Origin of the sequence: Uliginosibacterium flavum (genome assembly GCF_040566545.1) — a bacterium.
GTDB lineage: Bacteria > Pseudomonadota > Gammaproteobacteria > Burkholderiales > Rhodocyclaceae > Uliginosibacterium > Uliginosibacterium flavum.
This window is the reverse complement of record NZ_JBEWZI010000001.1, coordinates 27874-40036: the sequence shown is the minus strand read 5'-3', so window position 1 is coordinate 40036 and position 12163 is coordinate 27874. Positions and strand designations below refer to the sequence as shown.

The following is a 12163-nucleotide window of genomic DNA, read 5'->3' as shown; positions in this document are numbered from 1 at the left end:
CATGCAATACGCGCAGATCAACAGCCTCGATCCGAACAGCCTGAGCGGCCTGAAGCTGGCGGCCAAGACCAAGTCGCCCGAATCCAACAAGCTCGTCGCCCAGCAGTTCGAAGCCATGTTCCTGCAGACCGTGATGAAAAGCATGCGCGAAGCCACCTCGTCGATGGCCAGCGACGACATGTTCAACAGCGATTCCACGCGCTTCTACCAAGGCCTGCACGATCAGCAACTCACCGCCGTGATGGCCCAGCGTGGGGGTGTTGGCCTGGCCAAATTCATCGAACGCCAGCTCGACGGCAGCGCCAGTCTGCGCCCGCCCACCTACGACCTGAAAGGCCCGCCAGCCGGCACGCTGGAACAGGCCATCGCCGCTCCGCAAGCCGCCGCCGCGCCGCTGGGCGTGCCTTACAGTAACAACGCGCAGGGCTTTGTCGAGCAGGTCTGGCCGCAGGCCCAACAGGCCGCCAGCAGCCTCGGCGTGCCCGCGCACTTCCTCGTCGCCCAGGCTGCGCTGGAAACCGGCTGGGGAAAATCAGTAATCACGCGCGCCGATGGCAGCTCCAGCCACAACCTCTTCAACATCAAGGCTGGCAAAGACTGGAAAGGCGCTGTCGTCGAAGCCAGCACCACCGAATATGAAAACGGTCAGGCCGTGACGCGCAAGGCACGTTTCCGCGCCTACGGCTCCTATGCCGAATCCTTTCAGGATTACGCCAGCCTCGTTGGCCAGGCCCCGCGCTACGCCGCCGTGCGCGGCCAGACCGATGCCGAAGGCTTCTCCCGCGCGCTGCAAAAGGGCGGCTACGCCACCGATCCGGCCTATGCCGATAAGCTCACCCGCGTCATCAACGGCAACACCCTAAGGCAAGGCATGCTGGCCTCGGCACGCTGAAGCGCCGCGCGGGGCATTCGTAGGGTGTCAATGAGCGAAGCGAATTGCACCGAAGCTTGGAATGAAAAAATGGCGCATCTGGATGGATGCGCCATTTTTCATAGCTGAATTGTTGATGAAAACGGGGTTTCTGTAACTTCTGAGGGGTCGCCGTAGCGGCCAAGCCGCGAAGGGTTAGGTGGCGCTCGCCGCGTTCTGCTCGACAAGCCATTGTTGGGTCAAATACACGAAATCCGGATAGCTAACTTCGTCTGAGTCTAGTCCGGCGGCATCGCACAACTCAGGGAGCACTTCATAAAACTGTTCGAATGCCCGCTGGACACGAACATGTCCAGGAATGTCTGTGCGATTAGACTGCAGAAGTAGCCAAGTGCGGACAATGCGTGTAACGCGCTTGGCCGAACCTTGATGGGCCTGCAAATCTTGGCCTGCGATGTCTGACAGGCACTTCTGCGATGTGTAGGCATTATGCTCCATCACAAGGATTGGACGATTTGCATATTTATCGCCCGCAACCTTTTTGCAGCCTATAACGAGACCTAGCTCGAAAGGCATGTTAAACCTAGGTAGGTTATTTACTTTGTCTAGCTCGACTGCAGACAAGTCATGAATGCTGTAGTGAGACTCTTTGATAAGTCTGACGATCTTTTCGAGGCGAATGTCTCCAGCGTCGCCAGCTTCAAGTGCGCTTCTCGGGCGGAACCCACAAGCCAAAACGCAAAAGATAATGCAATGAAAGAGTTCCTTGTAGTCATCACTGAACGGGCAGTTAATGAAGACAGAGTCTTTCTGAGCGGATGAGATGCGAGCCATGGATGTTCCCTACTTGCTCTTCTTAGAAACCACCTTGTGGACAATCGCCGCGCTTTCTTTTTGCGTAAGGCTGCTCCCGGCTACTCGATAGGTTTTTACTGGAAATGGCGACTTCTTCTGGGATAAAACGCTAGCCGCCAAGGACTTGGCCGATTTGGGCGAAGTTGGGTTTGCCAATACCTTTGCTGCGGCTCTAGCTTCGCGTGTGGATGTCGTTTTCACAGTACTGCTCTGAGAAAGAGCACTGCCAGCCAAAGACTTCGTAGTTGAGCTTGATTTGCTGTTCTTTAGGACAGCTGAAGCCTTTTTTGCTATCGCGGAACCTGTTTTACCTGATCTCATGGGAGCACCTCTCGCTATTCGAAATATCGGGTTGCGTTTCCGGAACGATGCCGTATTTTCATACAGCATTAACAGAGTCGTGAAAAACCTCACTTCTCCGCTAGCGCCCCTGCGGGGTCGAAACCGGCAAGCCGCATAATCCGGCACGACGCGTAGGGCGTCAATGAGCAAGGCGAATTGCGCCGCATGAATCCTTGTTCAATGCCGACTGAATGTCGAATGATCGCCGCATCGGGAGTCTCGTGATGGGTAGGTTTTGGGAAAGCATTTACCTGTCGCGGGCGATTGAAGATTTTCCATGCGGCGCAATTCGCTGCGCTGCATTGACGCCCTACGTTTCTGAATGGCCTTGCCTGAAGAGCCGCGCCTGTCGGACCTGTGCAGGCAGGGGGGGCGTGCACAGGCAAGCGGGGCGCGGCTCTGCGGGCGACACGTAGGTGCGACTTCAGTCGCACGCCAGCGTTCCTTGTGCGACTGAAGTCGCACCTACGCCTACGGGTGAAGTCCCGTCTCGACGCGCAACCAGGGCCAGCGTGCAGCGTATGACGCGGCTTTGCGCTCGAACAAATCCCGGTAAGGCGTCAGCGGATTCATCGTCAATCGGCCAGCGTAGAGAAGCTCAAAGCCATGCGGGGCGTAAATCTCGCTTGGGCGGATGCCTACGCAGGTGGCGGGCATCAGGAAGCGATCGATGCCTTCACGCGCACTGAGCAGCGGGCTGCGCGGATGGCCGAAATGGCGCTCGTACCAGAGATGCACGCGTGCCTGATTGCAGGCCTCGACCTTGATATCCAGATCGGCGAAGACTTCTTCGATGCGCGCCTGAACCTTGCGCTCCGCCGCTTCGCTGGTGTCGAGCGGATCGAAATAAAAAAGGTCGTAGTCCTTGATGTCGGCTTCGGGCGCGCGGCCACTTTGCAGATTCCAGACCGTCTGGAACAGGCAGCCTGCCACGAGCCAGGCATCAGGGAGCGCCAGCGCAGGCCAGCGCTCAAGGATCGCAAGGTTGTGCCGGTTGCTCAGCACATCCTGGCGAAAGCGATCCTGCGCGGCAGCCAGAAAGCTCAATAAATCTCGCGTGTCTCAAGGAACTGGACGTTGGGGTGGCGCTCCTGCGCCATCTGCAGATTCACCCGGTTCGGAGCCAGATACACGTAATCGCCAGCGCCGTCCTGCGCCATGTTGGCGGGGGCGCGGTCGAGCAGGGCGCGGATGTCTTCGTCCTTGCCGCGCAGCCAGCGGGCGGTGGCCCAGGTGCAGCCTTCGAAGACGCATTCCACGCCGTATTCGTGTTCCAGGCGGTGGGCGACGACTTCGAACTGCAGCACGCCGACGGCGCCGAGGATCAGGTCGTTGGAAGCGAGCGGCTTGAACAGCTGGGTCTGGCCTTCTTCGGCGAGCTGTTGCAGGCCTTTCTGCAGCTGCTTCATCTTCATCGGATTCTTGATCTGCGCGCGGCGGAACAGGTCCGGGGCGAAGGAGGGAATGCCGGTGAATTTCAGGTCTTCGCCTTCGGTGAAGGTGTCACCCAGACGGATGGTTCCGTGGTTCGGGATGCCGATGATGTCACCTGAATAGGCTTCGTCGGTGGTATTGCGGTCCTGCGCCATGAAGGTGATGGCGTTGTTGATCGCCATGGTCTTGCCCTGCGAGACCTGCTTGATCTTCATGCCGCGCTCGAAACGGCCGGAGCACACGCGCAGGAAGGCGATGCGGTCGCGGTGTTTCGGGTCCATATTGGCCTGGATCTTGAAGACGAAGCCGGAGAACTTCGGCTCGTCCGGCGCGACTTCGCGGCTTTCGGCGGGGCGTGCCAGCGGGCGTGGCGACAGGTCAACAATCGCATCCAGCACCGATTGCACACCGAAATTATTCACGCCGGAACCGAAGAACACCGGCGTCTGTTTGCCCGCCAGATAGGCGGCCTGATCGAAGGTGTGCGAGGCGCCGCGCACCAGATCCACTTCGATGCGCAGCTCTGCGGCCTGATCGCCGATGACTTCGTCCAGACGCGGATTGTCGAGGCCCTGAATGACTTCCGAGGTGCCTTTGTCGGCGTGCGGATCGAAGAAGGAAATCTTGTCGGTGTACAGGTCATACACGCCGCGGAAACGCTTGCCCATGCCAATGGGCCAGGTCATTGGCGCGCACTGCATGCCCAGCACGGATTCGATTTCGTCGAGCAGTTCGATGGGCTCGCGGCCTTCGCGGTCGAGCTTGTTGATGAAGGTCAGGATCGGCGTGTCGCGCAGACGGCATACGCTGAGCAGCTTGATCGTCTGCGCTTCCACGCCATTCACCGAGTCGATCACCATGACGGCGGAATCCACGGCGGTCAGGGTGCGGTAGGTGTCTTCCGAGAAGTCTTCGTGGCCCGGCGTGTCGAGCAGATTGATGATGGCGTCGCGATACGGGAACTGCATCACCGAGGAGGTGACCGAAATGCCGCGCTGCTTTTCCAGTTCCATCCAGTCCGACGTGGCATGCCGCGAAGCTTTGCGTGCGCGCACTTCACCGGCAACCTGGATCGCGCCACCGAACCACAGCAGTTTTTCGGTCAGCGTGGTTTTACCCGCGTCAGGGTGGGAAATGATCGCAAAAGTGCGGCGGCGGGCGAGTTCGTGCTTCAGATCGGTCATGGTGTGCGGCTTCCGGAGAAGGCGCGGATTATACAGAGTGAGGCGCCCTGCGTTGAGGCAATGCGACAAGCCGCACGGGGCGGGCCTGTGTGGCTTGCCTGCCTGTAGAGGGGCGCGGGACGGACTTGTGCGGGCAATGTGTCTGAAGAGGCCCGTCCGGAGCGGCTTTCCGGGCGGGTGTCAGAGACAGCTTCAGCCCATGAATCCCAGACTCGGCGAGAAGTTACCGAGGTTTGGCGCGATCAGCGGATAGTCGCCCGCGGACACGCCGAACCAGGCGCCCAGCGTGGCGGCGAGCTGGTCGATGGGCGTGGTCGGAATCAGCCGCCCGGAGCCGGAATCCTGCGGGTTGGCGGCGGTGGTTGTGTGCAGACGGGTGAGCGGCATCGTGCCGTAGATGTCGCCGCCCTTCACCGCGCCGCCAACCACGACGTGATGTGCGCCCCAGCCGTGGTCCGAGCCATCACCGTTGGAGGTCAGGGTGCGGCCGAAATCCGAGGCGGTGAATAGCGTCACATTGTTCTGCACGCCCAGGCTGGCCGTGGCCTTGTAGAAGTAGTCGATAGCGCGCGCCACCGTGCCGTGCAAGCCGATGCGCCCTGCGCTGGCGTCATCCTGCAGGGTGGTGATCTGGTTGTCGTGTGTATCGAAACCGCCGATGCTGACAAAGAACACCTGGCGCCGGGTGCCGGTGCTGCCGCGTGCGGCAATCAGCCGGGCGACGACTTGCAGCTGCTGCGCCAGGCCGCTGCCGGCAATCTCGGCGGGCAGGGCGATACCAGCGCTCGTGGTCGGTACGCCATCCAGCGCGGTGGTGACAATCTCGGCCGCGCCGATGGAGCGTTTGACGACATCGGCATGATCCAGTTCGAGCAGCGAGGTGCTGGTGTTGCCCGAGTCGGTGATGATTTGTTGCAGGGCGTCGATGGCTGCCGGCCCCGCCGAGGACGGAATGCCGAAGGGACGCGTGCCCAGCGCGGAGACCTTGGTGGCGCCACGCGTGCTGATCTGATACTGGCGGATGCTGTTGCCGGTCAGGAAGACGGCATTGCCCGCGGCAGAAATGGCGGTGAATACACTGCTGCTGTTCTGACTGGCGAGCAGATCGCCCATGCGCCCGCCCCAGCCCTGCTTGACGCCTTCCGAGGCGTAGGCCTGCCAGACTGATTGCTGATCGTTGTGCGAAAACAGCTTGGGTGGCAGCGGCACGCTGGCGGCGCGGTACTGGTCGCGATTGGTCGGCGTGACCAGCGGGCCGATGTTGCCGAGCACCGCCAGATGCTTGTCCTGATACAGCCCGTGCAAGGCGGCCATGCTGGGGCAGAAGGCGAATTCGCTGCCATTGGCTTGTGCGGTCAGTGGCGAAAAGCGGGTGGCCGTCAGCGCATCGCGCGTATAGGCCAGCCCGCCGGCACTTTGCAGGCCGCCACGGGCGGCGGCGTAATCGGTGTGGGCGGCCAGATCGTAGGGCATGAGCATGTTGAAATGATCGTTGCCGCCGAACATGAACAGGCACACGATGGCGCGGTAATCGTTGGCGACCTGCGCGCTGGCGGCACCGATGCCGGCCAGGTTGAGGGCCAGTGGCGCGGCGCTGCCCAGTGTGGACAGCGCCGCCATGCGCTTGAGGAATTCGCGACGGGCGAGCGGGGATGATTGATTCACGGTGTTCCTCTCACTTCTGCACGAGGTATTCAGGCGCGGCCATGGCCAGAAATACGGCCAGATAGACGCGTTGGCGGCGCGCCGTGTCGGCGGCCGTAGCATTGGTGCTGGAGATCGGGACCGCATCGATTGCGGCCTTGATCGCGGTGCGCGTCGAGGCTTTCATGCCCCCTGCCATCAGCATCAGGTTGACGCGGTCGAGCAGCTGATCGGCACTGGCGGCCAGCGCCAGTTCCTTCTCGTAGGCCGCGATCACATCGCGCACGCCGTTGGTCGAAGTGCCGACGCCGTATTGCACGGTGCTCTGCATGAAGTTCAGATAGCCGGCGACGGTGGTTTCATGCGTGATCTGCATCTCCGGCGCGACCAGGCTGGCCGTGGCCAGACGCGTGCCGGCCGGGATGTAACCGGGGCGGTAGAAATTGAAGACCGAGGGCGAGCGCATCGGCGTTTGCCCCAGCGAACTGCTCGCGCTGTCCGTGTTGCCGACCCGGTAAGAGCCCGACTGCGATGTCGCGCCGAAAGCGCGGGCCCAGTTGGCCAGACGCAGCACGGGTTCGCGCAGTTTGCCGCTGCCCGTGCCGGGGCTGGCCGGGCGGGCCTCGGCGTCGAGCAGGATCGCCGCCACCAGTGCCTTCATATCGCCCCGTTTTCCGCTGCCGAATCCATATGCAGTGCCGCTGCTGAAGGCGCTGGCAACGCGGGTGACATAGGCGGGTGAGGGATTGCTGGTGACCAGACGCTGGATCATCTGCTTGCTGATGAAAGGTGGCAGATTCGGGTGACTGAACAGGGTGTCCAGCGCGGTTTTCAGATCGGCGCCCATGCTCGCTTTGTCGGCCGAGCCTTGTGCCGCAATCATTGCCGTGAGGAATTTCTTTTCGGCAACGGAATGATATTTCGCGTATCCCTGCATCGGGATCACGCGGCTGTTGGCCGCGCGCACCGAGCTGGAATCAAAAAAGCGCGAATCGCTGGTATCCGGCCCGCCCCAGCTGTAGCCCGTAAAGACCCGCGCGAGTCCCGAGACATCGTCATTGGTATAGGTTTCCAGCGGCTTGCCGCCGCTGCTCTTGACCGAGCCATCCGCGTTGAGTTCGTACAGGCCGATGGAGAACAGCTGCATGACTTCGCGTGCATAGTTCTCGTCCGGTACGCGGCCCTTGCCATCTTCCTTCTGGTTGCGCAGGTGCGAGAGATATACGCCCATGGCCGGGTGCAGCGAAACTTCCTCCATCAGATCGCGGTAATTGCCGAAGGCGTGTTTGCCCAGCACGTCGTAGTAAGCCGCCACGCCTGCCACGTTATCGCTCAGGCTGCCATCGAAAGACACGACGAGGATCTGCGACAGGGCGAAGGCCACGCGCTGGCGCAACTGGTCGTTGCGGCTCAATGCCTGGCCCCACCAGCTTTGCAGGAAATGCGTGTGATTGAGCGTTTTGCCGACCGCAGCCAGGGCGGCCGCCTCCTGATTCACGCAGGCCAGGTGCAGTTGCTGTGGCAAAGCGAATTGGGCGCTCAGCCAGCTCTCGTAGGAGCCCGCGGTCAGCGCCTGGAGCGAGGCCTCGCTGGCGCCAAAACTGGCTTGCGCCAGAAAACGCACGGCGGCTGCGTTGGTCGGATGGGTGCCCGTGGTGGTGATGACGGGTTCGCTGCCGGTCGCGTAACTGCAACCCTGCACAGTGGTGCTGCCTTCGCCGCCGCTTCCACCGCCTCCGCCGCCACAAGCAGCCAGGGCCAGCAGGCTCAGGGTCAGCAAGCCCAGTCCGTAAATTCTTGTTTTCATGATTGCTCTCTGTTCGGGTACAGCGAGCTGGCAGTTTATAAATTTGATAAAAATGTGAAATATTTCACAGATTGATGGAGTGTTTGGGTCGATGGCCGGGGAAGTTTCGCAGAGCACAAAAACCACTTAAAAATCATGGTTTTGTACCCGGATTTTGTGGAAAAACGGAGTGATGCTTGAAGAGCCTCATCTGCTAAGCCTCTTCGAGAATAGGTCTGTCTGAAGAAGTCCGCTGGTAGCGGCTCTTCGGGGTGGCGATAAAACTTCTTTCATAAGCCGCTTGGTCGGGTCGTGGCGCCCGGCTTTTGGCGTTAAACGGTATAGTTTCGCCCCATGAACTCAGCCTCTCTCAAAATCGCCGTCGCCCAGCTCAACAGCAGCGTGGGTGACCTTGCCGGGAACGCCGGCAAAATTCGTCTGGCCGCGGCAGACGCGCGCAGCGCCGGTGCTCATCTGATGATTACGCCGGAGCTCGCCTTGTGTGGCTATCCGCCGGAAGACCTGCTGCTGCGCGCGGACTTCTTCCGCGCCTGCGAAAATGAACTGCAGGCGTTAGCCGAGAGTTGCCTCGGCATCGATGTACTGGTTGGCCATCCGCTGGCAGAGGCCGATTTGCGTTACAACGCGGCGTCCTTGCTGCGCGACGGCAAGGTGTTTGCCACCTACCGCAAGCTGCGCCTGCCCAATTACGAAGTGTTCGACGAAGTGCGCTATTTCGCTTCCGGCGAAGAGGCTTGCGTGGTCGATGTGCAGGGCGTGGCAGTGGGTATCAATATCTGCGCCGACGTGTGGGAGTCGGGTACCGCAGAGGGCGCACGTGCTGCCGGGGCTGAAGTCCTGCTGGTACTCAACGCCTCACCCTTCCATATGGACAAGCACGATCTGCGTCTGGATGTGCTGCGCGAGCGGGTGCGGGACACCGGCATGGGCATGCTGTACTGTAATCTGGTCGGCGGGCAGGACGAGCTGGTTTTTGATGGTGGCTCATTCGCCCTGGATGCGGATGGCGTTTTGAGTTATCAGGCGCCGGCCTTTGAAGAACGGGTGGATATTGTCGAGTACGCCGACGGGCATTTCCAGAGTGCTGTGAAGGTCGCGCGTGGCAGTGTCGAGGCGGAAGTTTACGCAGCGTTGACCTTGGGTGTGCGCGATTACATCGGCAAGAACGGCTTCCCCGCCGCGCTGCTGGGTCTCTCTGGCGGTGTGGATTCGGCCCTGACCCTGGCGATTGCCGTGGATGCTCTGGGCGCCGACAAGGTGCGAGCGGTGATGATGCCTTCGCCTTACACAGCGCAGATGAGTCTGGATGATTCACGCGAAATGGTGCGCCTGCTCGGCGTGCGTTACGACGAATTGGCGATCCAGCCGGCGATGCAGATTTTCGAAGCCATGCTGACGCCGCTGTTTGAAGGCCGCGCGGCTGACACCACTGAGGAGAACCTGCAGGCCCGTATCCGCGGTATGAGCTTGATGGCGCTGTCCAACAAGTTTGGCAGTATCGTCCTGACCACTGGCAACAAGAGCGAAATGGCGGTCGGCTACGCCACGCTGTACGGCGACATGGCCGGCGGCTTCGCGGTGATCAAGGACATCCTCAAGACTTTCGTCTATCGCCTGTGTGTCTATCGCAACGGCATTTCGTACATCATTCCGGAAAACATCCTGACGCGCGCGCCCTCGGCTGAACTCAAACCGGACCAGAAGGATCAGGATTCGCTGCCGCCCTACGAGGTGCTGGATGCGATCATCGAAGCCTACATGGAGCGCAACGAGAGTCCGCGCGAAATCATCGCGCGTGGCTACACCGAGTACGACGTGCGTCGCGTGGTCGGCATGATCAAGCGCAATGAGTACAAGCGGCGTCAGTCGCCGATTGGCATTCGCGTTACCCAGCGCGGTTTTGGCAAGGATTGGCGCCAGCCGATTACCAATCGCTACGCCGATGAATACTGATTTGGCTATACTCCCTGACTACACCACAAACACCGGAGAATCCCCGTGAAGAAGATCGAGGCAATCATCAAGCCGTTCAAGCTCGACGAAGTCCGTGAAGCCCTGTCGGAAGTCGGCATCACTGGCCTGACCGTCACCGAAGTCAAAGGTTTCGGCCGCCAGAAGGGTCATACAGAGTTGTATCGTGGCGCTGAATACGTTGTCGATTTTCTCCCCAAGATCAAGGTGGAAGTTGTCGTCAGCGACAGCATCGTTGACCAGACCGTCGAAGCCATCATCAAGGCCGCCCACACCGGCAAGATCGGCGACGGCAAGATTTTCGTCTCCTCGGTCGAGCAGGTCGTGCGCATTCGTACCGGCGAGACCAACGAACAGGCGATCTGATTTTCCGCCGATTTATGTCAACAAAGCCCCGCGTGCGGGGCTTTGTTGTTTGCAGAACCTGAATGTTGAACTGTCGGAGCCCTGCCATGAGCCACCTGTTTTCGCCCCTGAGTCTGCGTGAAATCACGCTGCCCAACCGCATCGCGATTCCGCCGATGTGTACCTACTCGGCTGAAAACGGAATGGCCACCGACTGGCACCTGGCACATCTGGGCAGTCGGGCCTCCGGTGGCGCCGGTCTGATCATCGCCGAGGCTACGGCGGTGACGCCGATTGGCCGCATCAGTCCGCGCGATCTGGGTTTGTGGGACGACGCGCAGATTGATCCGATTGCCCGCGCTACCCGTTTCATTCACCAGCAAGGCGCGATCGCCGGCGTGCAACTGGCCCATGCCGGGCGCAAGGGCGGCAGCTGGGTGCCGGGCTCTGGCGTCGGCACGATGCCGGTCGAGCAGGGCGGCTGGCAACTCGTGGCGCCGTCGGCACTGGCCTTTGGTGACGGCTATGCCACGCCTCTGGCGCTGGATGAAACCGGCATCCAGCAAATCATCGCCGATTTTTCGGCGGCTGCGCAACGCGCCCTGGCGGCAGGCTATCGTGTCGTCGAGGTGCATGCCGCACACGGCTATCTGCTGCATCAGTTTCTGTCGCCGCTGGCCAATCGGCGCAGCGATGAATACGGCGGCAGCTTCGAGAATCGGACGCGTCTGACGCGTGAAGTGGTTGCCGCCGTGCGCGCAGTGTGGCCGGAACGTCTGCCCTTGTTCGTGCGCCTGTCGGCAACCGATTGGGCCGAAGGTGGCTGGAGTGTCGAGGAGACCGTGGCGCTGTCGCGCATCCTGCGTGATGAAGGCGTCGATCTGATTGACACCTCTTCCGGCGGGATGCTGCCCGTAGCCAACATGCCCCTAGGCCCGGGCTATCAGACTGAGTTTGCCGAACGCGTGCGCCGCGAAGCGGGCATTCCGACGGCGGCGGTCGGCCTGATTACAGCTGCGGCACAGGCCGATCACATCATCCGCACGCGTCAGGCCGATCTGGTGCTGATCGGCCGCGAAGCCCTGCGCGATCCTTATTGGCCCGTGCACGCCGCGCAGGCTTTGGGGCTGGCCGCGAGCTGGCCGCAGCAATATCTGCGCGCTGCGCCGGCGGGATCGACGTGTCGGGCGTCAGCTTGATTCAAGTGGGTAAGGGTCTGATTTTGCGTTGCCTTCAGAATCCCTGAGCGCCGCTGTAGCGTACCAGCGCCATTGTCATGGCGAAGAAAAAGCCGTAGGCGAAGCGATCCATGCGCAGCAAGGTCTGGCCACGCTTGGCGCGCCAGGCGCCGAGGGCGGCCATGGACAGGCCGGCGAGAGCGGGTGAGATCAGCAGATTGGCAAGCTGCGCGTCCGGCGAGGTGATGAATAGTGTCGGGAACAACCACAGACTGAGACCACCGGCGAGGGCGCCGAGCAGACCGTAGCCAATGAATGCGACGGCCGGGTGGGGCTTGCGCCGGAAGGGTTCGCGCAGACTGTGCAGACCGAATTCAGCGAGGATTTCGAGCAGGATCTGCAGCAGAAACTCGCCGATAAACCCAAAGATCAGTTCGAAGAGAAATTCCATGCGGGACGGTGTCCGGTGAGTATTGGCAGAATGGCCTGCATTCTTGCGCCTGTTCGGCTTCGTGAAAGCGCCGACACATCA

Annotated in this window: 10 protein-coding genes; 4 read left to right on the top strand and 6 right to left on the bottom strand. The window is 61.1% G+C overall.

What is annotated here, in order from left to right; all coding sequences use genetic code 11:
• The first annotated feature begins 1 nt into the window (after nucleotide 1).
• On the top strand, nucleotides 2-892 hold the full coding sequence (gene flgJ, locus ABXR19_RS00170) for a flagellar assembly peptidoglycan hydrolase FlgJ (protein ID WP_354599052.1): 891 nt from the start codon (nucleotides 2-4) through the stop codon (nucleotides 890-892).
• A 174-nt stretch (nucleotides 893-1066) separates the two neighbouring features.
• Here the strand turns inward: flgJ and ABXR19_RS00165 are convergent, their stop codons facing one another.
• The 5 genes from ABXR19_RS00165 to ABXR19_RS00145 form a co-directional block, all read right to left on the bottom strand.
• A complete protein-coding gene (locus ABXR19_RS00165; RefSeq protein WP_354599051.1) occupies nucleotides 1067-1705 on the bottom strand; it encodes a hypothetical protein in 639 nt (212 codons plus the stop codon).
• 834 nt (nucleotides 1706-2539) lie between these two features.
• A complete protein-coding gene (locus ABXR19_RS00160) occupies nucleotides 2540-3115 on the bottom strand; it encodes a nucleotidyltransferase family protein (RefSeq protein WP_354599050.1) in 576 nt (191 codons plus the stop codon).
• The gene (locus tag ABXR19_RS00155; RefSeq protein WP_354599049.1) at nucleotides 3112-4686 is read right to left on the bottom strand and encodes a peptide chain release factor 3; all 1575 of its coding nucleotides are present in this window, start codon (nucleotides 4684-4686) and stop codon (nucleotides 3112-3114) included. The genes ABXR19_RS00160 and ABXR19_RS00155 overlap by 4 nt, the downstream gene beginning before the upstream one ends.
• A 192-nt stretch (nucleotides 4687-4878) precedes the next feature.
• Nucleotides 4879-6351, bottom strand: coding sequence for a DUF1501 domain-containing protein (locus tag ABXR19_RS00150; protein ID WP_354599048.1), 1473 nt, complete (start codon nucleotides 6349-6351; stop codon nucleotides 4879-4881).
• Between the two features lie 10 nt (nucleotides 6352-6361).
• A complete protein-coding gene (locus tag ABXR19_RS00145; protein ID WP_354599047.1) occupies nucleotides 6362-8137 on the bottom strand; it encodes a DUF1800 domain-containing protein in 1776 nt (591 codons plus the stop codon).
• Between the two features lie 333 nt (nucleotides 8138-8470).
• Between ABXR19_RS00145 and ABXR19_RS00140 the strand changes: the two genes are divergently transcribed.
• The 3 genes from ABXR19_RS00140 to ABXR19_RS00130 all read left to right on the top strand — a co-directional run bounded on the left by ABXR19_RS00140 (nucleotide 8471) and on the right by ABXR19_RS00130 (nucleotide 11652).
• Nucleotides 8471-10090: an NAD+ synthase gene (locus ABXR19_RS00140; protein WP_354599046.1), complete on the top strand. Its 1620-nt coding sequence runs from the start codon at nucleotides 8471-8473 to the stop codon at nucleotides 10088-10090.
• Nucleotides 10091-10135: 45 nt separating this feature from the next.
• A complete protein-coding gene (locus tag ABXR19_RS00135; protein ID WP_354599045.1) occupies nucleotides 10136-10474 on the top strand; it encodes a P-II family nitrogen regulator in 339 nt (112 codons plus the stop codon).
• 86 nt (nucleotides 10475-10560) lie between these two features.
• Complete coding sequence (locus ABXR19_RS00130) at nucleotides 10561-11652, top strand: NADH:flavin oxidoreductase/NADH oxidase (protein ID WP_354599044.1); 1092 nt, start codon at nucleotides 10561-10563, stop codon at nucleotides 11650-11652.
• A 34-nt stretch (nucleotides 11653-11686) separates the two neighbouring features.
• Here the strand turns inward: ABXR19_RS00130 and ABXR19_RS00125 are convergent, their stop codons facing one another.
• The gene (locus tag ABXR19_RS00125; RefSeq protein WP_354599043.1) at nucleotides 11687-12082 is read right to left on the bottom strand and encodes a hypothetical protein; all 396 of its coding nucleotides are present in this window, start codon (nucleotides 12080-12082) and stop codon (nucleotides 11687-11689) included.
• Between the last annotated feature and the right edge of the window lie 81 nt (nucleotides 12083-12163).

Excerpts from the sequence above, each read along its gene's own strand:
- flgJ (WP_354599052.1), top strand. The coding sequence starts at position 2 with ATGCAATACGCGCAGATCAACAGCCTCGATCCGAACAGCCTGAGCGGC.
- ABXR19_RS00165 (WP_354599051.1), bottom strand. The coding sequence starts at position 1,705 with ATGGCTCGCATCTCATCCGCTCAGAAAGACTCTGTCTTCATTAACTGC.
- ABXR19_RS00155 (WP_354599049.1), bottom strand. The coding sequence starts at position 4,686 with ATGACCGATCTGAAGCACGAACTCGCCCGCCGCCGCACTTTTGCGATC.
- ABXR19_RS00145 (WP_354599047.1), bottom strand. The coding sequence starts at position 8,137 with ATGAAAACAAGAATTTACGGACTGGGCTTGCTGACCCTGAGCCTGCTG.
- ABXR19_RS00140 (WP_354599046.1), top strand. The coding sequence starts at position 8,471 with ATGAACTCAGCCTCTCTCAAAATCGCCGTCGCCCAGCTCAACAGCAGC.
- ABXR19_RS00130 (WP_354599044.1), top strand. The coding sequence starts at position 10,561 with ATGAGCCACCTGTTTTCGCCCCTGAGTCTGCGTGAAATCACGCTGCCC.
- ABXR19_RS00125 (WP_354599043.1), bottom strand. The coding sequence starts at position 12,082 with ATGGAATTTCTCTTCGAACTGATCTTTGGGTTTATCGGCGAGTTTCTG.